The 24,384-nt window shown below is 71.9% G+C and carries 20 protein-coding genes and 1 pseudogene; 9 read left to right on the top strand and 12 right to left on the bottom strand.

Translation table 11 applies throughout. The features are described 5' to 3' along the window. Position 1: 1 nt before the first annotated feature. Positions 2 to 1,612 (bottom strand): chitinase, encoded by a 1,611-nt coding sequence (locus tag RZ50_RS05140; protein ID WP_196952752.1) that lies wholly within the window; start codon positions 1,610 to 1,612, stop codon positions 2 to 4. 374 nt (positions 1,613 to 1,986) lie between these two features. On the opposite strand from RZ50_RS05140, the gene RZ50_RS05135 reads away from it, so the two are divergent. The 4 genes from RZ50_RS05135 (at position 1,987) to RZ50_RS05120 (ending at position 7,459) form a co-directional block, all read left to right on the top strand. Beyond that, a complete protein-coding gene (locus RZ50_RS05135) occupies positions 1,987 to 2,781 on the top strand; it encodes an isoprenyl transferase (protein ID WP_196952751.1) in 795 nt (264 codons plus the stop codon). 229 nt (positions 2,782 to 3,010) lie between these two features. Continuing rightward, complete coding sequence (locus tag RZ50_RS05130; protein WP_196952750.1) at positions 3,011 to 4,345, top strand: PhoH family protein; 1,335 nt, start codon at positions 3,011 to 3,013, stop codon at positions 4,343 to 4,345. Positions 4,346 to 4,795: 450 nt separating this feature from the next. After that, positions 4,796 to 5,533 (top strand): transglycosylase SLT domain-containing protein, encoded by a 738-nt coding sequence (locus tag RZ50_RS05125; protein WP_196952749.1) that lies wholly within the window; start codon positions 4,796 to 4,798, stop codon positions 5,531 to 5,533. Positions 5,534 to 5,995: 462 nt separating this feature from the next. Then, positions 5,996 to 7,459, top strand: coding sequence for an AI-2E family transporter (locus RZ50_RS05120; protein ID WP_196952748.1), 1,464 nt, complete (start codon positions 5,996 to 5,998; stop codon positions 7,457 to 7,459). A gap of 79 nt (positions 7,460 to 7,538) precedes the next feature. Here the strand turns inward: RZ50_RS05120 and RZ50_RS05115 are convergent, their stop codons facing one another. Together RZ50_RS05115 and RZ50_RS05110 are read right to left on the bottom strand one after the other, a co-directional pair. Next, positions 7,539 to 8,078 carry an alkyl hydroperoxide reductase gene (locus RZ50_RS05115; RefSeq protein WP_196952747.1) on the bottom strand — a complete coding sequence of 180 codons (540 nt, stop codon included), beginning with the start codon at positions 8,076 to 8,078 and terminating at the stop codon, positions 7,539 to 7,541. A 3-nt stretch (positions 8,079 to 8,081) separates the two neighbouring features. Beyond that, entirely contained in the window at positions 8,082 to 8,633 is a 552-nt protein-coding gene (locus RZ50_RS05110; RefSeq protein WP_196952746.1) for a peroxiredoxin, read from the bottom strand. Between the two features lie 191 nt (positions 8,634 to 8,824). On the opposite strand from RZ50_RS05110, the gene RZ50_RS05105 reads away from it, so the two are divergent. Then, complete coding sequence (locus RZ50_RS05105) at positions 8,825 to 9,775, top strand: LysR substrate-binding domain-containing protein (protein ID WP_308271416.1); 951 nt, start codon at positions 8,825 to 8,827, stop codon at positions 9,773 to 9,775. Positions 9,776 to 9,782: 7 nt separating this feature from the next. On the opposite strand, the gene RZ50_RS05100 is transcribed toward RZ50_RS05105, so the two are convergent. Continuing rightward, on the bottom strand, positions 9,783 to 10,415 hold the full coding sequence (locus RZ50_RS05100; RefSeq protein ID WP_196952745.1) for a TetR/AcrR family transcriptional regulator: 633 nt from the start codon (positions 10,413 to 10,415) through the stop codon (positions 9,783 to 9,785). A 158-nt stretch (positions 10,416 to 10,573) separates the two neighbouring features. Between RZ50_RS05100 and RZ50_RS05095 the strand changes: the two genes are divergently transcribed. After that, positions 10,574 to 12,757, top strand: a complete 2,184-nt coding sequence (locus RZ50_RS05095) for an MMPL family transporter (RefSeq protein WP_196952744.1) — start codon at positions 10,574 to 10,576, stop codon at positions 12,755 to 12,757. A gap of 85 nt (positions 12,758 to 12,842) precedes the next feature. Here the strand turns inward: RZ50_RS05095 and RZ50_RS30055 are convergent, their stop codons facing one another. From RZ50_RS30055 to RZ50_RS05080, 3 genes are all read right to left on the bottom strand, one after another. After that, positions 12,843 to 14,690 carry an ATP-binding SpoIIE family protein phosphatase gene (locus RZ50_RS30055; RefSeq protein ID WP_196952743.1) on the bottom strand — a complete coding sequence of 616 codons (1,848 nt, stop codon included), beginning with the start codon at positions 14,688 to 14,690 and terminating at the stop codon, positions 12,843 to 12,845. A 79-nt stretch (positions 14,691 to 14,769) separates the two neighbouring features. Then, positions 14,770 to 15,534, bottom strand: a complete 765-nt coding sequence (locus RZ50_RS05085) for a class I SAM-dependent methyltransferase (RefSeq protein ID WP_374199873.1) — start codon at positions 15,532 to 15,534, stop codon at positions 14,770 to 14,772. A gap of 481 nt (positions 15,535 to 16,015) precedes the next feature. Beyond that, a complete protein-coding gene (locus RZ50_RS05080; RefSeq protein WP_196952741.1) occupies positions 16,016 to 18,979 on the bottom strand; it encodes an AfsR/SARP family transcriptional regulator in 2,964 nt (987 codons plus the stop codon). Positions 18,980 to 19,193: 214 nt separating this feature from the next. Here RZ50_RS05080 and RZ50_RS05075 point away from each other — a divergent pair, with 214 nt between their 5' ends. Continuing rightward, a complete protein-coding gene (locus RZ50_RS05075) occupies positions 19,194 to 19,478 on the top strand; it encodes a hypothetical protein (RefSeq protein ID WP_196952740.1) in 285 nt (94 codons plus the stop codon). A 253-nt stretch (positions 19,479 to 19,731) separates the two neighbouring features. Here RZ50_RS05075 and RZ50_RS05070 read toward each other — a convergent pair whose 3' ends face one another. Continuing rightward, positions 19,732 to 19,950 (bottom strand): hypothetical protein, encoded by a 219-nt coding sequence (locus tag RZ50_RS05070; RefSeq protein WP_196952739.1) that lies wholly within the window; start codon positions 19,948 to 19,950, stop codon positions 19,732 to 19,734. Positions 19,951 to 20,089: 139 nt separating this feature from the next. Here RZ50_RS05070 and RZ50_RS05065 point away from each other — a divergent pair, with 139 nt between their 5' ends. Continuing rightward, the gene (locus RZ50_RS05065) at positions 20,090 to 20,848 is read left to right on the top strand and encodes a GntR family transcriptional regulator (protein ID WP_196952738.1); all 759 of its coding nucleotides are present in this window, start codon (positions 20,090 to 20,092) and stop codon (positions 20,846 to 20,848) included. 14 nt (positions 20,849 to 20,862) lie between these two features. Here the strand turns inward: RZ50_RS05065 and RZ50_RS05060 are convergent, their stop codons facing one another. From RZ50_RS05060 to RZ50_RS05050, 3 genes are all read right to left on the bottom strand, one after another. Further along, entirely contained in the window at positions 20,863 to 21,123 is a 261-nt protein-coding gene (locus RZ50_RS05060) for a Txe/YoeB family addiction module toxin (protein WP_196952737.1), read from the bottom strand. After that, positions 21,120 to 21,392 (bottom strand): type II toxin-antitoxin system Phd/YefM family antitoxin, encoded by a 273-nt coding sequence (locus RZ50_RS05055; RefSeq protein ID WP_196952736.1) that lies wholly within the window; start codon positions 21,390 to 21,392, stop codon positions 21,120 to 21,122. The genes RZ50_RS05060 and RZ50_RS05055 overlap by 4 nt, the downstream gene beginning before the upstream one ends. 131 nt (positions 21,393 to 21,523) lie before the next feature. Further along, positions 21,524 to 23,191 carry a fumarate hydratase gene (locus tag RZ50_RS05050; protein ID WP_196952735.1) on the bottom strand — a complete coding sequence of 556 codons (1,668 nt, stop codon included), beginning with the start codon at positions 23,189 to 23,191 and terminating at the stop codon, positions 21,524 to 21,526. Between the two features lie 218 nt (positions 23,192 to 23,409). Here RZ50_RS05050 and RZ50_RS05045 point away from each other — a divergent pair, with 218 nt between their 5' ends. Further along, on the top strand, positions 23,410 to 24,117 hold the full coding sequence (locus RZ50_RS05045; RefSeq protein WP_196952759.1) for a DUF1707 domain-containing protein: 708 nt from the start codon (positions 23,410 to 23,412) through the stop codon (positions 24,115 to 24,117). An 8-nt stretch (positions 24,118 to 24,125) separates the two neighbouring features. On the opposite strand, the pseudogene RZ50_RS05040 reads toward RZ50_RS05045, so the two are convergent. Continuing rightward, positions 24,126 to 24,384 (bottom strand): annotated as a pseudogene (locus tag RZ50_RS05040) (IS110 family transposase); the annotation flags it as partial.

Raw genomic sequence — 24,384 nt, 5'->3', positions numbered from 1 at the left:
CTCACGGCATCTTGTGGACGAACGGGCCGACCGTGTTGGAGAACGCGTTGCCGTTGTTGGCGTCCCAGTTGGTCGACCAGGTCATCGCGCCGCGGATCGTCGGCCACTTGGCCGGCGGCACGAAGCTGCCGCAGTTGTTGCCGGTGGCCAGGCAGTTGAGCGCGTTGTTCACCACCGACGGGTCGACGTAGCCGCCGCCGGCCGCCTTGCTGGAGGCGGGGACGCCGATGCCGACCTGGTCGGGCCGCAGGCCGCCCTGGATCTGGGTGCAGACCTGCGAGGTGATGAAGTCGATGGTGCCCTGGGTGTAGACCTTGCCGTCGCAGCCGTTCATGCCGCCCGAGTTGTAGAACTGGGTGTTGACGACGGTCAGGATGTCCTTGGTGTTCAGCGCCAGCTGGAAGTAGGCGCCGGAGGTGTTGTACATCCCGATGGTCTCGGGGGCCATGGTCAGGATGAAGCCGGAGCCGACCTTGGCCTGGAGGGCGTGCAGCGCGTTGCCGAGCGGGGCGGCCTGGACGCCGTTCTCCAGGTCGACGTCGATGCCGTCGAAGCCGTAGTCCTTGATGATCGAGTAGGCGCTGTTGGTGAAGTTGGCCCCGGCGGTGGCGTCGCCGACGGTGATCGCGCCGTTCTGGCCGCCGATGGAGAGGATGACCTTCTTGCCGGCCGCCTGCTTGGCCTTGATGTCGGCGCGGAACTGGGCGTCGGTGTAGCCGCCGAGCGCCTTGGACAGGCCCGGGTCCAGGGTGAAGCTGATCGCGCCGGTCTGGGTCGACACGGCGTCGGCGAAGGAGACCGCGATGATGTCGTACGCGTTCTGGACGTCGCTCAGGCGCTGCGGGGTCGAGCCGTTGTCGAAGTTCTGCCAGTAGCCGGTGACCGCGTGCGCGGGCAGGCCGGTGGCCGGCGGCGGGGTGGTCGGGGTGACCGTGGGGGTGGCCGTGGGCGTCGGCGTCGCGGTCTGGGTCGGCGTCGCGGTGGGGGTCGGGGTCGCCGTCTGGGTGGCGGTGGCGGTGGCCGTCGGCGTCGGGGTCGGCGTCTGGGTGGGCGTGGCCGTGGGGGACGGGGTGGAGGTGCCGCCCGGGCCGACCAGCGCGACGTCGTCGGCGAGGTAGGCGCTCTGCCCGTACCAGCCGTGCAGGTAGACGGTGACGCTGGTGGCGTTCGCCCCGGTGGTGAAGGTGGTGGACAGCTGGTTCCAGCTGTTCTGGTTCGACCAGGTGGACGGGTCGGTGCCGCCGGTGCCCCGCGCACCGAGGTAGACGTACGGCCCCTGCACCCAGGCGCTCAGCGAGTAACTGGTGTTGGGCAGCACGCTGATGGTCTGGCTGCACTCGGCCGTGTCGCCGGCGCCCGGGGTGGCCTGCAGCGCGCCGGTGCCGGAGTGGACCGGGGAGGACACGGTGGTCGCGCCGGCGGTACAGGTCCAGCCGCCCAGCCCGCTCTCGAAGCCGCCGTTGGTGACCAGGTTGCCGACCGCCGCGCTGGCGCCGCCGGCGAAGAGGGCGAGGCCGCCGCCGGCCAGGGCGAGGGCGGTCGCACCGGCCGCGACGGCCGGAAGGGGGCTGCGCCGGCGCTTGTGCGCGGACTGGTTCAGCGTACGGGCCATGGGGTGACGCTCCTGGGGGAGGAGCGGCCGCCGCGGTGGGGGGCGCGGCGGCCGCGTGTGGGGGAGGGGAGGTCCGAAAGCGAGCCTTGGGGGCGGAGTGGGTTCGTTCCGCCTCGGATCAAAAGCTGGACTAGACCATTGCCGGTCGTCAAGCATTGGACAACCGGTTTACGAATTCCTTAAGGATTCGGAGACCGTTCCGTGTCCACGCCAGGGCCGTGCTCGAACCCCCCTGGACACGCCCGTCGGGACGGTTTCCGTACAGGACCGTGACAAGACCGCTACCTGCGGCTTTACCGTGCGCCAGCCCGCCGGAGTAGGCTGCGCCGGTGCGGTGACGCACCTGCTGGACGAGCACGGAGGGGCCGGGAAACATGGGTCTGCGCGATGTCGCGGAACGGACGCCGGGGCTGCGCACCCTGCTGGGCGGGATGTACGGGCTGTACGGCCGCCGGGTCGAGGTCCACCTCGCCCGCACGCCGCACCACATCGGCGTGATCCTGGACGGCAACCGCCGCTGGGCCAAGGCCACCGGGGGCTCCACCGCGTACGGCCACCAGCGCGGCGCCGACAAGATCAGCGAGTTCCTCGGCTGGTGCGACGAGACCCACGTCAAGGTCGTCACCCTCTGGATGCTCTCCACCGACAACCTGGACCGCCCGGCCGACGAGCTGGTCCCGCTGCTCGGCATCATCGAGGACGCCGTCACCGGCCTGGCCGCCGCCCGCCGCTGGCGGATCAACCCGGTCGGCGCGCTGGACCTGCTCCCGCGGCACACCGCCGACGTGCTCAAGCGGGCCGCCGAGGAGACCGCCGGGATCGAGGGCATCACGGTCAACGTCGCGGTCGGCTACGGCGGCCGGCACGAGATCGCCGACGCCGTCCGCTCGCTGCTCCAGGAGCACGCGGGGCGGGGTACGTCCATCGAGGAGCTCGCCGAGATCCTCACCGTCGAGCACATCGCCGAGCACCTGTACACCCGCAACCAGCCCGACCCGGACCTGATCATCCGCACCTCGGGCGAGCAGCGGCTGTCCGGCTTCCTGCTCTGGCAGAGCGCGCACAGCGAGTTCTACTTCTGCGAGGCGTACTGGCCGGCCTTCCGCAAGGTCGACTTCCTGCGGGCGCTGCGCGCGTTCGAGCAGCGGCACCGCCGGATGGGCCTCTGACGTCACTCCGGTCGCGCGTCCGGCCGGATGAAATGACCGCCGTAGGGCTGGCCTACCCGGGCTCCGCGTGAGGCCAAACGTTCACCGGCAATGATCCGTCAGTTCGCCGGGGGCGCGAATGCACCGCTCCTCGCCTGGGAATACTCCAGTCAGTCCGGCCCCGAGGCCACTGGGGCAGCGGGGGCCGGCTTGCCGCGGATGACGCAGGGTCATCCGCTCTGGAGGCCTAGTGGTCAGTTCCAAGAGCCGCCGGACACCAGACCGGCGCACGTACGTTCTCGACACCAGCGTGCTCCTGGCGGACCCTCTCGCCATGACGCGCTTCGAGGAGCACGAGGTCGTCCTTCCGGTGGTGGTCGTCACCGAGCTGGAGGCCAAGCGGCACCATCCGGAGCTGGGCTACTTCGCCCGCCAGGCTCTGCGGTTGCTCGACGACTACCGCATCCGTTACGGCCGGCTCGACGAGCCGATCCCGGTCGGCGAACTCGGCGGGACGATCCGCGTCGAGCTCAACCACTCCGACGTGTCGATACTGCCGGTCGGCTACCGGGCCGGCGGCGGCGAGGCCGACACCCGGATCCTGGCGGTGGCCCGCAACCTGCAGGCGGAGGGCTACGACGTCACCGTCGTCTCCAAGGACCTCCCGCTGCGGATCAAGGCCAGCTCGGTGGGCCTGCTGGCCGAGGAGTACCGGGCCGAGCTGGCGATCACCTCCGGCTGGACGGGCATGTCCGAGCTGCACGTCGCGGCCGACCAGGTGGACGCGCTGTTCGCGGCCGGCCACGACGCCGCGGTCGACGTCCAGGGGGCCGAGGAACTGCCGGTCCACACCGGGCTGGTGCTCACCTCGGAGCGCGGCCGGGCGCTCGGCCGGGTGACCGGCGACGGGCGGGTGCGGCTGGTGCGCGGCGAGCGCGAGGCGTTCGGGCTGCGCGGCCGCAGCGCCGAGCAGCGGGTGGCGCTGGACCTGCTGCTCGACCCGGAGATCGGCATCGTCTCGATGGGCGGCAGGGCCGGTACCGGCAAGTCGGCGCTGGCGCTGTGCGCCGGGCTGGAGGCGGTGCTGGAGCGCAGGCAGCACCGCAAGGTGATGGTCTTCCGGCCGTTGTACGCGGTCGGCGGCCAGGAGCTGGGCTACCTGCCGGGCACCGAGGCGGAGAAGATGGGCCCCTGGGCCCAGGCGGTCTTCGACACCCTCTCCGCCGTCACCACCCCGGACGTGATCGAGGAGGTCATCGCCCGCGGGATGCTGGAGGTCCTGCCGCTGACCCACATCCGGGGGCGCTCGCTGCACGACGCCTTCGTGATCGTGGACGAGGCCCAGTCGCTGGAGCGGAACGTCCTGCTGACGGTGCTGTCCCGGATCGGCCAGGGCTCGCGGGTGGTGCTCACCCACGACGTGGCGCAGCGGGACAACCTCCGGGTCGGCCGGTACGACGGCGTGGTGGCGGTGGTGGAGAAGCTGAAGGGGCATCCACTCTTCGCCCACATCACGCTCACGCGCTCGGAGCGTTCGCCGATCGCGGCGCTGGTCACGGAGATGTTGGAGGACATCAACCCGTGATCCGCCCCTGACCAGGGCATAGTCGGACAATACGGTCAATTCTTGAGGCGGGGCCCGTTCCTGATGGAGCGGGCCCCACCCGTTTCATCACATCGAGTGCTTTCCGTCCGGAGAACTCCCGTGCGGTGAATGTGAGATGCGCCACGCAGGCGGGAATTGCGTCGACAGTGCCCGGTGCGGCATGGTGAGGGTTCTGTCAGGCCCCGCGTACGGCGCGGCAGGGCTTCCGGAGAACGGGAGTCCGGCCCCGGAAGGTCCGCCAACTCCGGTCGGTGGACGCACAATTGAAGACCGATGAGCCGTACGCCGCCCGATTCCAACGCCCGGTCGCCTCACCTCGACCGGACGCCGGGCCCGCGCCTCCCGTGACCAGAGCACCTGCGGAGGCCAGTGCCAAGGGGCAACTCGCGTCCGCACGGTCACGCACGGGCGATGCTGGAAGGAATCCATGTGACTCGGATCTCGGTCCGGGGAGTTGCTGTGGCCTCCGCCACCGCCGTCACCGCTGTCGGTGCCGTCGTGGGCATGGCCTCGGGCAGCGAGGGCAAGACGACGCAGACGGTCGACGTCGCCGGCGCGACCCTGCTTGCCGAAGTCCCCTCTGGCGCCCAGGCGCAGACCATCAGTGACAACATCGGTCAGCAGGCGTCCGCCCAGCAGGCCTCCGCCGACGCCGCGGCCAAGGCCGCCGCCGAGCAGAAGGCCGCCGAGGAGGCCGCGCGCCAGAAGGCCGCCGCGGACGCCCAGGCGAAGGCCGATGCCCAGGCCAAGGCCGACGCGGAGAAGGCTGCCAAGGCCGCCGACGACCAGCGCAAGGCCGCCGAGGCCGCCAACCGCTCCAAGGCGCGTTCGGCGATGGCCGCGGTCGACGACAGCGCTCCGGCCGTCTCGGTCAGCCCCGGCTCCGTCCAGGACCTCGCCCGGCAGATCGTCGGCAACGACGCCCAGTTCCAGTGCTTCAGCCAGATCGTGAAGCGCGAGAGCGGCTGGGACTACACCGCGACCAACAAGGGCTCCGGCGCGTACGGCCTGGTCCAGGCGCTGCCCGGCTCGAAGATGGCCTCGGCCGGTGCCGACTGGCGCACCAACCCGGCCACCCAGATCAAGTGGGGCCTGAGCTACATGAACAGCCGCTACGGCAGCCCCTGCGGCGCCTGGTCGTTCTGGCAGGCCCACAGCTGGTACTAGGAGTGCCCGCCGCCTGAGCGGCGCACCCCGCACGGCCCCCGGCCGCTCGTCCCGTTCGACGAGCGGCCGGGGGTCGTGGCGTTCTCCGCCCGGATCCGGGCGTTCGCCGCGAAGGGCGGGCCGCGCCGCCCGGGCTGCGCTGACCGGTGCGCCCGCGGGCGGTGCGGTCCTGGATGCGGACGCGGGGCGCGGGAAGGGGTCCTGGTTGCCTCCCGCACCGGCCGGTCCGCCGGCGGATGGCTTCGGCGGTCTCGTTCCGACTCCTCCCCAGCGATGTGAGGGTGAAACCATCGTGAATCCGGTGATTTGTCCCGATCATCCAGATGAAGTGGTCGAGTCGAACCGTCTGGCGAGCGGACTCTTCCGGCGCCCGCCGGGTAGCGTCATCCCTGACGGCCGTGGCGGGACCCACGGCGTACCGCCGGACTCGGCGGGTTCGGCAGCGAAGCGGTGGTAGCGAGGATGGCGCGGGGCGGAAAGGCCTTCAAGGCCGTGGCCAAGGGCGTGGCCGTGGTGGCGAGCACGGCCGCCGTGATCGAACGGCGCCGGCGCGCCGCGATCGCGGCCGACCCGCACGAACTCCCCGCGCCGGTCCTCGCCGAGGCGGCCGGCCCGGTCCCCGTACCGCGCGCCGACCCGGCCCCGGTCGCGGTTTCGACGGTCACCCCGGTGGACGCCCCGACGGCCGTCGCCCCGGCGCCCGCGCAGACGGCGCCCGCCGCCCCGCCCGTCCCCGCCGCGCACCCGGTGCCCGGGCGGGAGTACCACCCGGGCCGGCCCGCCACCCCCGCCGAGGCGGTGCCCTGGGGGCTGCGGGTGGCCGCCGAGTCGACCTGGCGGCTGCTGCTGCTCGGCGCCGCGCTCTACGTCGTCTTCTACGTGGTCGACATGCTGCGGCTGGTCGCCTTCTCGATGTTGGCCTCGCTGCTGATCGCCGCGCTGCTGGAGCCCTCGGTCTCCTGGCTGCGCCGGCGCGGGGTGCCGCGCTCGCTGGCGGCGGGCGGGGTGTTCCTGAGCGGGCTGGCCGGGATCGGGCTGGTCGGCTGGTTCGTGGTCTGGCAGGTGAGCACCAACCTGCCGGACGTCACCAACCAGGTGAAGACCGGTGTCAACCAGCTGCGGGACTGGATGGTCACCGGGCCGCTGCACCTGACCCAGCAGCAGATCACCGACTTCGCCAACCAGATCACCAAGGCCATCACCACCAACACCGACCAGCTCACCTCGGTCTCGATCACCGGCGCGCAGATCGCCGTCGAGGTGCTGACGGCGCTGCTGATGACCTTCTTCACCACCTTCTTCTTCCTCTACGACGGCGCGAAGATCTGGAACTGGGCACTGCGCGGCCTGCCCCGGCACTCCCGCTTCGCGATGGCCGGGGCCGGCCCGAAGGCCTGGACGACGCTCACCGCGTACGTGCGCGGCACGGTCTGCGTGGCCTTCATCGACGCGGTCTGCATCGGCGTCGGCATCGACCTGCTGGGTGTGCCGCTGGCTCCGCCGGTGGCCGTGATCATCTTCCTGGGCGCCTTCGTCCCGCTGGTCGGCGCGCTGGTCACCGGCACCGTCGCGGTCCTGATCGCCCTGGTCACCCAGGGGCCGTGGACGGCGCTGATGGTGCTGGTGCTGCTGGTCGCGGTGATGCAGGTCGAGAGTCACATCCTCCAGCCGCTGATCCTCGGCCGGGCCGTTCGGGTCCACCCGCTCGGTGTGGTCCTGGGCGTCGCGGCCGGCGGCATCATCGGCGGCATCGGCGGCGCGGTGGTCGCCGTCCCGCTGATCGCCGTCATCAACACCGTGGTCACCCACCTGCGCCGGCGCAACGAGGCCGGCCAGGCCGTCTTCACCGCGCTGGAGGCCGCCCGCGAGGCCGCCGAACGCACCGCCGCGACCGGCCCGGCCCGGCCGGAGCCCGCCACGGAGTAGGGCGCGGAGCAGCGGAAACGCCGACGGGCCCCTTCCGGACGTGATGTCCGGGAGGGGCCCGTCAGGCTCTGCGGGGCCGTCAGGCGTTGGCAGCCAGGGCGGCCTCGGCGTCGAGGACGCCGGCCACGGCCTGCAGGACGGCGGCGATCTTCGCCGAGGCCTGGATGACCTCGCGCTCGACGCCGGCCTTGCGCAGGACGGCCTCGTGCGAGTCGAGGCACTGGCCGCAGCCGTTGATGGCCGAGACGGCGAAGCACCAGAGCTCGAAGTCGATCTTCTCGACGCCCGGGGTGCCGATGATGTTCATCCGCAGACCGGCCCGCATCGTGCTGTACTCCTTGTCGGAGAGCAGGTGCAGCGTCCGGTAGTAGACGTTGTTCATCCCCATGATCGCGGCCGCGCCCTTGGCGGCGGTGTACGCCTCCGGGGAGAGGTTGGCCTTGGCCTCGGGCTCAAGCTCGCGCAGCAGGCCGGGGCTGCGGGTGGCCATCGCGCAGGACAGCACGGTGCCCCAGAGCTGCTGGGCGGGGAGGTCGGAGTTGCCGATGACCGAGCCCAGGTTGAGCTTGAGGTCCTTGGCGTACTCCGGGAGGGCGGCCTTCAGGTCGTCGAGGGCCATGGGTCAGCCCGCCAGCAGGGCCTGGGCGTCGAGGGTGTCCTCGCCCTTGGTCCAGTTGCACGGGCACAGCTCGTCGGTCTGCAGGGCGTCCAGCACCCGCAGGACCTCCTTGGGGTTACGGCCGACGGAGCCGGCGGTCACCATGACGAACTGGATCTCGTTGTTCGGGTCGACGATGAAGACGGCGCGCTGGGCGGTGCCGTCCTCGTTCTCGACGCCACAGGCGCGCATCAGGTCGTGCTTGATGTCGGCCAGCATCGGGAAGGGCAGGTCGCGCAGGTCCTTGTGGTCCTTGCGCCAGGCGTGGTGCACGAACTCGGAGTCGCCGGAGACGCCGAGGATCTGGGCGTCGCGGTCGGCGAACTCGTCGTTCAGCTTGCCGAACGCGGCGATCTCGGTCGGGCAGACGAAGGTGAAGTCCATGGGCCAGAAGAAGACGACCTTCCACTTGCCCTCGTAGGACTTGTGGTTGATGTCGGCGAAGGCGCTCGCGGCGTCCAGGTCGACACAGGCCTTGAGGTCGAACTCGGGGAACTTGTCACCGATCGTGAGCACGTTCGCTTCTCCTGAAGTGAGACTGAGGGGAGTTTGTCCGGATTCCGGACGCGATCCACAATTCCACATCGTGGACTGATCAGAGAAATAGCTACACTGGATGTGTCTGATCGGAGATTGCTATCAGTACCGAATCCCCCACGTCCCGGCCCGGCGCCCGTAGGGCCTCCGCCGCCAAACCGGATCCGGCTGTGGCGAGTGCCACAGTCCGCAGCCCCCGTACGCCGACGGTCGCCCAGCTCAGGGCCTTCGTCGCGGTGGCCGAGCACCGGCACTTCCGGGAGGCCGCCGCCGCGACCGGGACCAGCCAGCCGGCGCTGTCCGGGGCGGTCGCGGCGCTGGAGGAGTCGCTGGGGGCGCAGTTGGTCGAGCGTACGACGCGCAAGGTGATCGTCACCCCCCTGGGGGAGCGGGTGCACCGGCACGCACGCCGAGTGCTGGCCTCGCTCCAGGCCCTCACCGAGGAGGTCGAGGCCGCCCGGCGCCCGTTCACCGGGCCGCTGCACCTGGGCGTGATCCCCACCGTCGCGCCCTACCTGCTGCCCACCGTGCTGCGACTGGTCCGCGACCGCTTCCCCGAGCTGGAGCTGCACGTCCACGAGGAGCGCACCCCCTCGCTGCTGGAGGGCCTGGCCGCCGGGCGGCTGGACGTCCTGCTGCTCGCGCTCCCGGCCGGCGGGGCCTCGCCGACCCGTGACATCCCGCTGTTCGACGAGGACTTCGTCCTGGTCACCCCGTCCGGGCACCCGCTCGCGGGGCGGATCGACGTGCCGCGCGACGCGCTGCTCGACCTGGACGTGCTGCTGCTGGAGGAGGGCCACTGCCTGCGCGACCAGGCGCTGGACATCTGCCGCGAGGTCGGGGCCGACCCGGCCGGCTCCACCACCCGCGCGGCCGGCCTGTCCACCCTGGTCCAGCTGGTCGCCGGTGGCCTCGGAGTGACCCTGCTGCCCGCCACCGCACTGGACGTCGAGGCCGGGCGCACCGACCGGCTGGCCGCCGTGCGCTTCGCCGCCCCGGCGCCGGGCCGGCGGATCGGGCTGGCCACCCGCCCGGGCTCGGCCCGCAGCGCCGAGTACGAGCGCTTCGCCGCCGCGCTGCGCGAGGTGCTGGCCGAACTGCCGGTCCGGATCGTCTCCTGACGGGCCCCTAGGGCCCGTCGACCGCCGCCGGGGCGCCCAGGCAGAGTCCGACCGTCGTCGCGACCAGGACGTCCAGCGCGCGCAGGGTGGACGGGTCGGCCGATCCGTCGGGGGCGCGCAGGTGCAGGTGGCGGTCGGTCAGGCCGGTGAAGCCGGTGAGGAAGTGGGCCGCGATCTCCTGCGCGGGCGCGGCGAGCCGGATCCCGTGCACGGTGGCGAGCGTGGAGATCATCTCGGCCGCGGTGCCCTCGATCTCGTGCTGGAGCGACCGCATGATCTCCTGCAGGTCGGGGTTGCGCAGCGAGAGCGCCGAGAACTCGCTGAGCAGGACGCAGCGTCCGTCCTCGGCGGTGCTGCTCTCCCACAGGGCGTGGACCAGCGTCCGGACCTGTTCGCCGAAGGGGCCGTCGCCGGGGGAGGCGTCGCGGACGTGGCCGATGAACTCGGCGGTCAGCTGTTCGACCACGGCCCGGTAGAGGTCCTTCTTGGTGCCGAAGGTGTAGTGCACCGTCGCCTGTGCCACGCCCAGCTCGGCCGCGATCGCTCGGGTGCTGCCGGCGGCGATCCCTTCCCGGGTCATCAGGTCGATCGCGGCCTGGACCAGTTGGGGTCGGCGTTCGGAGGCGGGGACATGAGCCATTCCGTCAGGGTAGCGCCATGGTCGTTCAACCGTGTCGGTCGATTCTGTCGTATGCCTTCATCAGGCGACTTTGTCATCTGAACAAGTCGGTCGTACGGTGGACGCCAGACCCGGCCAGGCACCCGCCTGTCCACCGACCGCACGCGAGGGGTCAGACCTTGGCCACGTACCTGTACCGACTGGGCCGCTACTGCTTCCGCCGAAGGCGGGCGGTCGTCGCCGTCTGGATCGCCCTGCTGATCGCCGTCGGCGGGGCCGCGGGCGCCTTCGCCGGCAAGACCAGCGACGAGTTCAAGGTCCCGGGCACCGAGGCGCAGAGCACCCTGGACCGGATCAAGGACACCTTCCCGGCGCAGGGCCACGGCTCCGCGCAGGTCGTCTTCGCCGCCTCCGCGCCCGGCGGCGTCACGACGCCCGAGGCGGGCCGGGCGGTCGGCGAGGCCGTCGCCCGGATCGCCCACGTTCCGGGTGTGGCCGCCGTACCCGACCCGTACGCCACCGGCGCGGTCTCACCGGACGGGAAGGCCGCGATCGCGCTGGTCTCCTTCGACCACAAGCTCGCCGACGTCACCGACGGGCAGCGCGAGGCCGTGAAGGCCGCCGCCGAACCGGCCCGTGCGGCCGGGCTGGACGTGGCCTTCGGCGGCGACGCGTACAACACGATGGCCCAGGTCGAGGGCGGTACCGAGGCGATCGGCCTGGTGGTGGCCGGGGTGGTGCTGGTGATCACCCTGGGCACGCTGGTCGCCGCCGGGCTGCCGCTGCTGACCGCGCTGGTCGGCGTCGGCGTGGCGATGGCCGCACTGCTGGCGCTCACCGGCTCCTTCGAGATCATCACCACCGCGCCGGTGCTGGCGCTGATGGTCGGCCTCGCGGTCGGCATCGACTACGCGCTGTTCATCCTCTTCCGGCACCGCCGCCACCTGGACGAGGGCCTGGAACCGGAGGAGGCCGCCGCCCGCGCCACCGCCACGGCCGGCAGCGCGGTCGTGTTCGCCGGTCTGACCGTGGTCGTCGCGCTCGCCGGTCTCGCCGTCGCGGGCGTCCCCTTCCTCACCGTGATGGGACTGGCAGCCTCCGGGGCCGTCGTGGTGGCCGTACTGGTCGCGATCACGCTGCTGCCCGCGGTGCTGGGCTTCGTCGGCCGCGCCGTCGACCGGCTGCCGGTCTGGAGGCGGGCGCTGACCGCCGACCGGGGAACCACCATGGGCGAGCGCTGGGCCCGCTTCGTGGTCCGCCGCCCGCTGCCCGTCCTGCTCATCGGCCTGGCCGGGCTGGGTACCCTCGCGGTCCCCGCCGCCAGTCTGAACCTCGGCCTGCCGGGCGGCGGTTCGCAGGCCGCCGGGACGGACGCCCGCAAGGCGTACGACCTGATCGCCGACGGTTTCGGGCCGGGCTTCAACGCGCCGCTGGTGGTCGTCGTGGACGCGCAGGGCGCGCCGCTGCCCGAGCAGGCGGTGCAGGGCGTCGCGGCGAAGCTCCAGACCCTCAAGGGCGTGCGGACGCTGCTGCCGCCGACCGTCGACCAGGCCGGCCGGACCGCCCTGGTGACCGTCATCCCGCAGACCGGGCCGGACCACGAGGACACCAAGGCCCTGGTCAACGAGATCCGCGACCAGCGCGAGGAGCTCCGGTCCGCGACCGGCGCGAGCATCGCCGTCACCGGCACCACGGCCGCCAACATCGACGTCTCCACCAAGCTCGGCCAGGCCCTGCCGCCGTTCCTCGCGGTGATCGTCGGCATCGCCCTGGTGCTGCTCGCGCTGGCCTTCCGCTCGGTGCTGGTGCCGGTCAAGGCGGTGCTCGGCTTCCTGCTCAGCATCACGGCCTCGCTCGGCGCGGTGGTCGCGGTCTACCAGTGGGGCTGGCTGGACGGGCTGATCGACGTGCCGAAGGTCGGCCCGGTGGTGAGCTTCGTGCCGATCCTGCTGATCGGCGTGCTGTTCGGGCTGGCGATGGACTACGAGCTGTTCCTGGTCTCCGGGATGAAGGAGCAGTACGTCCACGGCAAGGAGCCGCGTGAGGCCGTCGTCGGCGGGGTCAGGGGCGGCGCCCGGGTGGTGACGGCGGCCGCGCTGATCATGGTCTCGGTGTTCGGCGCCTTCGTCTTCGGCCACGACCCGATCGTCCAGCCGATCGGCTTCGCCCTCGCGGTGGGTGTGCTGGTGGACGCCTTCGTGGTGCGGATGGCGCTGGTGCCGGCCGCGATGGCGCTGTTCGGCCGGGCGGCCTGGTGGTTCCCGAAGCCGCTGGAGAAGGTCGTGCCGAAGGTCGACATGGAGGGCGAACAGCTGATCGCGCGGCTGGCGGAGCAGCCGGCGAAGGAGCCCGCCGGGGTCTGACACCCGGTCCGAGCGCCCGGCGGGATCCGTTCCCGCCGGGCGCTCCCGTGCTCACGCTCCGGCCGTGCTCACGCTCCGGCCGCGTTCACGTCCCCGAGGGCAGCCGCTGCTCGAACCAGACCACCTTGCCGGTGCCCAGCCGGGTGGCACCCCAGCGGTCCGCGCAGCGGGCCACTATCTGGAGCCCGCGCCCGCGTTCGTCCTCCGGGCCGGTACGGCGCGGGCGGGGCAGCAGCGGACTGTCGTCGCCGACCTCGCAGCGCAGCCGGGTGGTGCGCACCAGGCTCAGGGTGACCGGCCGGGTCGCGTGCTGGACGGCGTTGGTCACCAGCTCGCTGACCATCAGCTCGGTCGCCTCGCTCAACTCGTCCAGGCCCCAGCGGCGCAGCGTGTGCCCGGCCAGCCGGCGCGCCCGCCCGGGCGTCTCGTTGCGCGGTTGCAGGTACCAGTGCGCGACGTCCCCGGCGGGGATGCCGTCGAAGCAGGCGCCGAGCAGGGCGATGTCGTCGCCGCGGTCGCCGGGCGGCAGGATCCGCAGCGCCTCCTGGCACAGGTGCTCGGGGGACTGCCAGCGGGCGGCGGCGATCCTGGCGCGGAGCACCTCCAGGCCGTCGCTGATCGGGCGGGTGCGGGTCTCCACCAGGCCGTCGGTGAACAGCAGCAGCGCGGAGCCGGGCGGCGCGGGCAGCTCCACCGAGTTGAAGTCCACCCCGCCGACCCCGATCGGCGCCCCGGAGTCCAGCTCCACCAGCTCGGCGGTGCCGTCCGGGCCGACCAGCACCGGCGGGACGTGCCCGGCGTTGGCCATCACCACCCGGTTGGCGATCGGGTCGTAGACCGCGTACACGCAGGTGGCCAGGTGCTGTTCGCGGCCGAGCCGCTGGGCCTGTTCGTCCAGGTGGTACAGCACCTCGTGCGGCGGCAGGTCGAGCGCGGCCAGGGTCTGGGCGCTGGTGCGCAGCTGGCCCATGATGGCGGCCGAGGTGAGCGAGTGGCCCATCACGTCGCCGACGATCAGGGCGACCCGGTTGCCGGGCAGCGGCACCGCGTCGTACCAGTCGCCGCCGACCTGGGCCCCGCGCTCGCCGGGCAGGTAGCGCTGGGCGATCCGGACGCCGTGCGACTGCGGCAGCCGCAGCGGCAGCATGCTGCGCTGGAGTTCGTTGGCTATCTCCCACTCGCGGGCGTAGCGCAGCGCGGTGTCCACGGCCAGTCCGGACTGGGTGGCCAGGTGCGCGGCGGTCGCCGTGTCGGTGGAGTCGAAGGCCGGGCGGCCGGTGCGTTCAGGGGGACGGCGGATCAGCACCAGCAGCCCGAGGACGGCCTTGCGGCCGCGCAGCGGCAGGGCGAGCACCGAGGTCCCGGCGGCCAGCCGGGCCAGTCCGCGGGTGCCGTACAGCTCGCGCAGCAGCGTCTCGGTGCGCTCGGCGCCGGGAGTGCCGAGGACGGCGGCCTCGGCCGGGCGGCGGCTCAGCAGGGCGTGCGCGAGCGCGCCGCCGCGGGTCACCGGGGTGGCCGGGCCGGTGTCGGCGGACGAGCGGGAGCCGTAGCGGGAGCGGTGCCGGTCGTCCGTGCCGTTGCGCCGGCCGCGGCGGCCGATCCGGGTGCCGGTGCTGTGGTGTATCCGCAGCTCCTCGGGGAAGCCGGGTTCGCGTTCGACGTTGGGCAGCGGGTCGCGCAGGTGGAGCACGGCGGCGTCGGCGAGGGTCGGGACCAGGACCCGGCCGATGTTGCGCAGGGTCGCGGCCAGGTCGAGGGCGCTGTTGATCCGCCGGGTCGCCGCGTCGAGGTAGGCGAGGCGGTCCGTCACCCCGGGGCGGTCCGGCCGTGCGGCAGGCGGCTTCGCCGGGGCCTTCGCCCGGGCCGGGACCTGGCGGCGCTGGCCCGGGACGGCGGGCGGCTGCTCCGCCTCGGTCTTGAGCTGGTCGCGCACGGCTGCCTGTCCTGGATTCGGTGTGGTCGGTGGGCTGTTCTGTTCCCGGCCGTGGTGCGGCCGGCCTGCTTCGGGCCGATCAGCCGACGCGTCGACAGCACAGGAACAGCTGTTCCTCCGGCGGCAGCGAGGTGCTGGCCGGCGCGTACGGATGCCCCGAGCACTCCTCGACGGCGAAACCGGCCGCGACCAGGACCCGCTCCAGATCCTCCCTCAGATACCCACTGATCCGCAGCTCTCTGCCAAGGAACGGAAGCGGAACGTGATCCAGATCCGCCTCGACCATACCGAGTGCCAGCAGCCCGCCGGGCCGGAGGAGTTCGCGCAGCCGGCCGAGCACGGTCGGGATCTCGTCCTGCGGCAGCAGGATCAGCGAGAAGAACGCGGTGACGGCGGCGAACCGGCCGCGTCCCGTCGGGCCCAGTCCGGGCACGCCCCAGACCCGGTCGGCCCGTTCGGTGGCCAGATCGTACAGGTCGATCCGGTGGAACTCCGGCGGGAACTCGCCGGGGTGCCGCGCCTGGCGGGCCAGCGTGAGCATCCCGTCCGAGAGGTCCGCGCCGGTCACCCGCAGCCCGCGGGCGACCAGCTGCCGGACGGTCGGCTCGCCGCTGCCGCAGCCGACGTCCAGGACCGCGGCGCCCGGCTCCAACTCGGCGAGCAGCCGGCGGACGCACTCCAACTGTCCGTCCTTGGCGGGGAAGGCCTCGCCGTACCCGGCGCCGATGGTGTCGAAGGCGACCGCCTGAAGTGCCCGGTCGGCCCGGCGCCGCCGTACGTCGGGCTCGTCGTCTCCCGCGTCCTCGCCGACGGGGAACGAGTCGGTTATCCGTCCGGTCGTCACGTTGAGAGGCACCCTTCCACCCGTGGCCTCCGGTCGGCTCCTCCGCAGCCCGGGGGCCGCTGCCGGTGGCGGGCCGTCACGCTCCCCGCAGTCACACGCGCGCACCGGGCCCGGGGCGTCGCCGCCGGACACCCGTGTGCGTACTGGCATCTGAGAATATGCGTGATCACTGCGCCGTGGGGCCCCTTTCCGGCCAACTCGTCATGCTTGGGCCGATGTGGCCCGGGTTTGCGGAAGCAAGGGCGCGCGGCTGGGGTGTGAGCAGGGGCCCGCACGCCGTACGCCGTGCCGCAGCAGGGGCTCTGACCTGCGGTTTCATCAATCCGCAGGCTGACAATAGGACGTTTATCGAACGTCAATCGACGCGGTGCAGAGTGGAGTCCAGCGCCGGGGAAGCGTTGAGGGCGCTCCCGCAGCCGGGGGGCTGCGGGGGCGCCGACGCGCGGACGGGGGAAGTGCGCCGCTGGGGGGAGCGGGCGCTTTACGGCGCGGGGGGAGGAGAGAAGGGCTCGGTGTGCTGTCGAGAGATGAGGTCCGCCACGGGGGAGGCCTCCGGCACACCGAGCCGCGTGAAGATCGCGTGTGCCTCCTGGAGACAGGCGAGCCCGCGGGCCGGCTGCGCGAGGGCGAGCAACGCCTCGCCCAGCGCGGCGTTGGCCAGGCCCTGGCAGTAGGCGGAGTCCAGCTCCTGGGCGATCGCCAGCGACGCGCCGGCCGCCTCGGCGGCCTCGGCGTGCTGCCCGGCGACCAGCAGGGCGGAGGCGAGCCGGGCCAGGGTGTAGCCCTCCCACAGGAGGTTCTGCTGCGACTGGTACAGCCCGTGCGCCTCCGTCAGGTGCGGGACGGCCTCGATGCCGGAGAGCACCACGCCCAGCTGGTAGAGGGTCTGGGCGAGCAGCGGGCCGTTCTTGGACTCGCGCGCGGCGGCCACGCCGTCGCCGGCGGACCTGATCGCCGTCTCGGTCATGCCGAGGCGGTGCTGCGCCCGGGCCATGTTGCTGACCACCCGCGCCTCGGCCGTCGGGGCGCCGACGGCCTGGCTGGTGGCACGGGCCTGTTCGTAGAACGACAGGGCCTCGGCCGGACGGTTGCCGACGTTCAGCATCACGCCCAGCATGTTGGCCGTGGCGAGGAGCAGGAAGGTCGGCTCGTCCGGCGCCTGGTGGTCCAGGCTTCGGCGGAAGGACTGTTCGGCCCCCTGGAAGTCGCTGGTGTTGGACTGCAGGGTGCCGCGGGCGAAGTGCACCCGGGCGAGCGCGGCCGAGTCGTCACGACGACGCGCGTCCGCACCGATGGCCTCCAGGGTCCGGAGTGCTCGGGGGCCGCGGGTCGGGTCCGGGTCGATGCTGATCAGGTAGTTCAACAGGTCGATGGCTGCGTGCTGCAGGGTGCCGGGGCCGCTCGCGGCGGCCTCGACGGTGCTGAGCAACAGACCGCCCTCGGTACGCAGCCAGTCCTGTGCGGCGTGACTCGTGGGCAGGCCGAGTCCCGGCGACGTGAGTGCGGTCAGCTGTTCGAGCACGGGCTCGTCCGGTTCGATCACCTGGGCCGCGTTTCGCACGGTCGGGATCAGCAGGTCGAGCAGCCGGAGCACCGCCTGCTCCTGCTCGCCGGTGTCCCCTATCCGCTCGTTCTGCCGCTGGGCGTAGAGCCGGAGCAGGTCGTGGTAGCGGTAGCGGCCGGGAGCGAAGCACTCCAGCATGTTCGCCTCGACCAGGGCCTCGGCGAGGTCCTCGGCGGTGTACTCGTCCACGCCGAGCAGTGCCGCGGCGGCCGTCAGGGGGATGTCGGGGGAGTCGATCAGCGCGAGCAGCCGAAAGGCGCGGGCCTCGGCCTCGGACAGCTGTCCGTAGCCGAGCCCGATGGTGGTCTCCACGGCGAGGTTGCCGAGCTGGAGTTCGTCCAGTCGTCGGCGTTGGTCGGCTAACCGACGGGCCAGGTCGGAGACGCTCCATCGCGGGCGGCTGGCCAGTCGGGCGGCGGCGATGCGGACGGCCAGCGGCAGGAAGCCGCAGGCGGTGACCACCTTCATGGCGGCCTCGGGCTCGGCGGCGACCCGCTGCTCGCCGACGATGGCCGAGAAGAGCGCCAGCGCCTCGTCCGGGGTCAGCTCCTCGACGTCGAACAGCTGGGCTCCGGGGATACCGGCGAGCCGGGAGCGGCTGGTGGCGAGTACGGCGCAGCCGGAGACACCGGGGATGAGCGGCCGGATCTGGTCGGCGTCGCGCGCGTTGTCGAGCAGGATCAGCATCCGCCGACTGGCGAGCAGCGAGCGGTAGAGGGCGGCGCGCTGTTCGAGCGAGTCGGGGTTGTCGGCGACACCGAGCGCGTGCAGGAAGTCGCCCAGGACGACCGCCGGGTCGGCCGGCGAGGCACCGGCGCCGCGCAGGTCGACGTACAGCTGCCCGTCAGGGAACTCGGCGCGGACCCGGTGGGCGACGTGCACCGCGAGGGTGGTCTTGCCGACGCCGCCGATGCCGGCCAGCGAGGTCACGACCACGGCCTGACCGGTGGCGTTCATCAGGACCGCCGAGAGGTCGCCCGCCAGTTCGGAGCGCCCGCTGAAGTCGGACACATCGGCCGGGAGTTGGGCCGGAGCGGGGGGTGCGGCCGGGCCGTCCTCGCGGACGGCGGGGGCGGGGACGACCGGGACGGCGAGCGCCGGGTCGGCCGCGAGGATGCGGGTGTGCATCGCGGACAGGCCCGCGCCCGGTTCGACCCCGAGTTCCTCGATCAGCAGCTTGCGCGTGTCGGTGTAGACACCGAGCGCCTCGGCCTGGCGTCCACAGCGGTACAGCGCCAGCATCAGCAGTTCGCGCAGGCGCTCGCGCAGTGGGTGTTCGGTCGTCAGGTTGTTGAGCCCACCGACGATCTCGGCGTGCAGGCCGACGTCGAGCGCGGCGGCGCACAGCTCCTCGGTCGCCGCCACCTGGCGTTCGGCCAGTCGCAGCCGCTGGGCGTCGGCGTAGGGCCCGGGGATGCCGGTGAGCGGGCGGCCGCTGAACAGGTCCAGTGCCCGTGCCAGCAGCCGGTGCGTCTCGTGCCTGTCGCCCGCGGCGCGGGCGGCCGCGGCCTCGCTGGAGAGTCGTTCGAAGACCGACAGGTCGAGGGCCTCGCCGGGGATGCGCAGCGCGTAGCCGTCGGCCACCGAGACCAGCAGTTCGGCGGGTCGGCGGACCTCCCGCCGGGGCTCGATGACGGAGCGCAGCCGGGAGACGTAGGTGCGGAGCGCGGCCACGGCCTGGGCCGGGGGCCGTTCGCCCCACAGCGCGTCGACGAGGTCCTGCGTGGTGACGGGGCGTCCGGAGTGCAGCAGGAGGGTGGTCAGAACGGCCTGTTGCTGGGGGGATCCGAGGGAGAGGGGCTTGCCGTCGAGCCAGGCCTGGACCGGACCGAGGACTTGGAAGCGCAGCGCAGGGGTCTGCGGCGTCTCCCGAAACTCCATGAAGTCCCCCGATGGCCTGTGGTGTCGATTCCGTGAAAGGGCGCTCGGCGGTCCGCCGTGGTGCTTCAGCTTAGGCGGGCGTCCGACTCTGTCGGACGGCAGCGCAAGCTGCACGATGTTTATCGGACATTTAATCAACCCTACGATACTGTCCGCACGCCCGTGCCACGAAGGTCGGGCAGGACACATTTGATGACCGAAAGGCGGCCGCCCAATGGCCAACGACCAGAGCGAGACCCCGGTGCTGTCGACGCCCGAGAACACGGCGCAGACCGGCACCCCGGCCGCCGCTGTGGAGGCGGGCAAGGCTGTGGAGGGCGCGGTGACCGCGGCCTCGAACCCGACCGAGTACACCGCGCCGACCGACGCGGAGAAGAAGGCGTTCGAGAACGGCGCGTTCGGTGACGAGGGCCAGTACATCGAGGAGCCCGCCGGGCCGGCCACCGGCGAGCCGGGCGGCCCGTACCGGCCGGAGAACGCGGTCGGCGGCAACCCGTAAGCCGTTCTGGCCGAGTGCCCCCGTGCCCCCGTCCGGGCACGGGGGCACCGCTCGTTATGTGCGCGCCAATTCGTGTGCGGGCCCATCGGGGAGGCTGATTCGCCGGTGACCGATTCTCGCCCGCGATGCACGCATGGTGACCGGTGATATCCGTAACGTGCCCGACGGTGGGTGTGGGGTGTTCCGGAATTTCGGATTCACCGGGGGGATTACCGGGTCCGGAATGCTGTAGTTTGCGTGGATTCTGCCGCAATTACCAGGACTGATCGTATTCAGTCGAATCGCGGACCTCGGGTGCGGGTGAGACGTGGTTCGGTTCGGCGGTCCATTCGCGGCCGCCGCCCTCGGGGCGCAGGTAGTGCTCGCCGCCGATCGTGTCCATGTAGATGCCGGTGCGTCCGGTCCTCCGGTCGAGGACGAGTTCACCGGCGCGCGGCCGGTAGGCGGGGGTGTTGCGCTGTCGGGTGCTCACCACACTGCTCCTCGCTCTGGTCGGCGACTAGCCAGCATCTCTAGAGAAGCTAATATCTCTAGAGATGTCAACGGTCGTCGTATCTCCTTACCGGCGGCCGCGGGCACGCCTAGGATTTGCCCGAGCAGAGGGAGCGGCGATGAGCGGCAGCAGTGGCGACAGGCAGCCCAAGTACCAGCGGATCGCCGACTCCCTGAAGGCGGCCATCGACGCCGGCCGGTACCGCGCGGGCGACCGGCTGCCCGGTGAGAACGACCTCATGGACGAGTACGGCGTGGCCCGGATGACCGCCCGCCAGGCACTCGGCGTGTTGCAGAGCGAGGGCATCGCCGAGGCGCGCAAGGGCGCGGGGGTGTTCGTCCGGGACTTCCGGCCGCTGCGCCGGCGCGGCATCCAGCGGCTGGCGCAGGGGCAGTGGGGGTCCGGGCGGTCGATATGGTCCGCGGACATCGACAACCGCACCCTGGTGGTCGACCAGGTGTCCGTCGCCGAACTGGGCGCGCCCGAGCACGTCGCCCGGGTGCTGGGGGTGGACCCCGGCGCGCCGATGTGCGTACGGCACCGCCGCTTCGTCCTGGACGGCAAGCCGGTGCTGCTCTCGACCTCCTACCTGCCCGCCGTCCTGGTCGCCGGCACCGCGATCACCCGCGAGGACACCGGCCCCGGCGGCACCTACGCCCGCCTGGCCGAGATAGGCGCCAAGCCCGTCCACTTCCGCGAGGAGGTCCGCTCCCGGATGCCCAGCGCCGAGGAGTCCACCCGCCTCGAACTCTCCGCCGGCACCCCGGTCATCCTGATCTGCCGCACCGCCTTCGCCGACGAGGGCCAGGTCGTCGAACTCAACGAGATGATCCTCGACGCCTCCTCCTACGTCCTGGAGTACGACTTCGACGCCTGACGGCCGGGCGGCCGCTACTGGTAGTGGTAGCGGGCCTTGAGGATCTTCACTTCCTTCTCGTCGGCCCGGTAGACCAGCCGGTGTTCGTCGTCTATCCGGCGTGACCAGTAACCGGCCAGGTCGCCCTTCAGCGCCTCGGGCTTGCCGATCCCGCCGAACGGGTCGCGCTGGATCTCACCGATCAGGCGAGCGATCCGCTGGGCCATCTTCCGGTTCGAGCCGAGCCAGAAGAGGAAGTCCTCCCAGGCGTCCGGGTCGAAGTGAACGCTCCTCACACCTCACCCGCCAGGGCTTCCAGTTCCTCCGGGGTCCTGGTGACGCCGGGGTGGCCTGCCTTGTCGCGGGCGACGGCCGCCATGAGTCGCTGGGCGTTGGCGGGGGAGCGCAGGAGGTAGATCGTCTCCTGCCACGCGTCGTAGTCCTCGGCGGACATGAGGACCGCATCGCCGCTCTTGGAGGTGATCCTTATCGGGGCGTGGTCGTCGTTGACCTTCTTGATCAACGGGAACAGCTGGGTGCGCGCCTCGCTCGCACTGATCGCCATGGCCATGCCTCCATGCTCGTACCGGATTTCCGCACCACTATGGTACGAGCTTTCCGTACCACTGGCCATGCGAACCGCCCCGGTCGCGGGGGCGGCCGGGGCGGTGGGGGTGCGGGGGAGTGCGGCTCCGGCTACTCCTTGGAGCGGATCCGCAGGCTGGTGATCAGCGGGCCCTCGGTGGTCTCGCGGAAGAAGTCGTTGCCCTTGTCGTCGACGACGATGAAGGCCGGGAAGTCCTCGACCTCGATGCGCCAGACGGCCTCCATGCCGAGCTCGGCGTACTCCAGGACCTCGACCTTCTTGATGCAGTCCTGGGCGAGGCGGGCGGCCGGGCCGCCGATGGAGCCGAGGTAGAAGCCGCCGTGCTCGGCGCAGGCGTCGGTGACCTGCTTGCTGCGGTTGCCCTTGGCGAGCATGACCATCGAGCCGCCGGCGGCCTGGAACTGGTCGACGTAGGAGTCCATCCGGCCGGCCGTGGTGGGGCCGAAGGAGCCGGAGGCGTAGCCCTCGGGGGTCTTGGCCGGGCCGGCGTAGTAGACCGGGTGGTCCTGGAGGTACTTGGGCATGCCCTCGCCGGAGTCCAGGCGCTCCTTGATCTTGGCGTGGGCGATGTCGCGTGCGACGACCAGGGTGCCGGTGAGCGAGAGCCGGGTCTTGACCGGGTACTTGGACAGCTCGGCGCGGATCGCGGACATCGGCTGGTTGAGGTCGACGCGCACCACGTCGTCGTCGAGGTGCTCGTCGGTGGTGTCCGGCAGGTACTTCGCCGGGTCGGTCTCCAGCTGCTCCAGGAACACGCCCTCGGCGGTGATCTTGCCGAGCGCCTGGCGGTCGGCGGAGCAGGAGACGGCCATCGCGACGGGCAGCGAGGCACCGTGGCGGGGCAGCCGGACCACGCGCACGTCGTGGCAGAAGTACTTGCCGCCGAACTGGGCGCCGATGCCGATCTTCTGGGTCAGCTCGGTGACCTTGGCCTCCAGCTCCAGGTCCCGGAAGCCGTGCCCGGTCTTGGCGTTGCCGGAGGTCGGCAGGTTGTCCAGGTAGTGCGCCGAGGCGTACTTGGCGGTCTTGAGCGCGAACTCGGCGCTGGTGCCGCCGATCACGATGGCCAGGTGGTACGGCGGGCAGGCCGCGGTGCCGAGCGAGCGGATCTTCTGCTCCAGGAACGAGAGCATGCTCGCCTCGTTCAGGATGGCCTTGGTCTCCTGGTACAGGTACGACTTGTTGGCGGAACCGCCGCCCTTGGCCATGAACAGGAACTTGTACGCGTCGCCGTCGGTGGCGTACAGCTCGATCTGGGCCGGCAGGTTGTTGCCGGTGTTCTTCTCGTCCCACATGGTCACCGGGGCCATCTGGGAGTAGCGCAGGTTGAGCTTGGTGTACGCGTCGTACACGCCGCGCGCGATGGCGGACTCGTCCGCGCCGGAGGTCAGCACGTTCTGGCCGCGCTTGCCCATGACGATCGCGGTGCCGGTGTCCTGGCACATCGGGAGGATGCCGCCGGCCGAGATGTTGACGTTCTTCAGCAGGTCGAGCGCCACGAAGCGGTCGTTCGGGCTGGACTCCGGGTCGTCCAGGATGCGGCGCAGCTGGGCGAGGTGAGCGGGGCGCAGGTAGTGCGAGATGTCGTGCATCGCCTCGGCCGTGAGCAGCCGCAGCGCCTCGGGCTCGACCTGGAGGAAGGTGCGACCGCCGGCCTCGAAGGTGGAGACACCCTCGGAGGTCAGCTTGCGGTACGGGGTCGGGTCAGCGCCCAGGGGGAGGAGGTCGCTGTACTCGAAGTCTGGCGTGGGAGCCATCGGGGCGGTCCTTAGCTATCCAGTGGTCCGGCTGCGTCGGCGAAGCACCATCCAGGGTATGACCCGGCCGGGACCGGCCTGCGGACAGGTCGGCCTTGCGTGACCGGGCTCACTCGGGCAGGAGTGCGAGCGACTAGTCTTGGCCCGTGAACAACACGCCGGACAACTCGCCGTCGCAGGACGGTCCGGGGCAGCCGCCGGTGCCGGCGCCCGTACCGATGACCAAGCCCGAACTCCAGCCGAAGCCGCAGCCGCAGTCGTCGCACGCCCCGGTGGCGGAGGCGGAGATGCGCGTCTCGGACGCCGACCGCGAGCGGATCGCGGAGCTGTTGAGGGACGCCTACGCCGAGGGCCGGCTGAACGCGGACGAGCACGCCGAGCGGATCGAGGCCGCCTACGGTGCCAAGACCTTCGGCGACCTGGTTCCGCTGACCCGTGACCTGCCCGCCCACCGCACGGTCTCCTTCGCGAAGCCGCCGCTGGACGCCCCGGCCCCGGCCCCTGCGCCGGCCGCCGCGCGTCCGCCGATGCCGCCCGCGCGCCACGAGTCGCCGTCGGTGGTGGCGATCTTCGGCGGCGCGTCCCGCAAGGGCCGCTGGCGGGTGGGCTCGCAGCTGACCGCCTTCACCGCGTTCGGCGGGGTGGAGATCGACCTGACCGACGCCGTGTTCGAGTCCCCGGAGGTGGAGATCACGGTGACGGCGATCTTCGGCGGGGTCGAGGTCCGGGTGCCGGAGAACGTGACCCTGCTCGGTTCCGGCGTGGGCATCTTCGGCGGCTTCGACGTCCGGGAGCAGACCGCGGCGGACCCGTACGCTCCGGTCGTCCGGGTCAAGGGCCTTGCGCTGTTCGGCGGTTGCGAGGCCAAGCCGCGCCGGGGCAAGAAGCTCAAGGAGTGGGTGCGCAAGCAACTTGGCACCTCCTAATGCTGTTGTCAAGCAGCCGCTGTGACAGGGAGCCCACGATGGAAGCACTGTCCGTCACGGATGAGGGCCCACAGGACGTTGACGCGGCGGCGGGCCAGGGCAAGGACAGCCTGGGTGTGTCGCTTGCCTTCGGCGCGCTTGCGTTCGTAGAAACGGCGGGACTCCTCGCAGCTGCGGATGCTGATGAGCGCGGAGGTGTAGAAGACGCGTTGCAGCCCGCGGTGGTAGCGCCGGGGGCGGTGCAGGTTTCCGCTGATGTTGCCGGAG

This window comes from Kitasatospora sp. SUK 42, from assembly GCF_015776785.2.
Classification (GTDB): Bacteria; Actinomycetota; Actinomycetes; order Streptomycetales; family Streptomycetaceae; genus Kitasatospora.
This window is presented reverse-complemented; position numbering and strand designations above follow the sequence as displayed.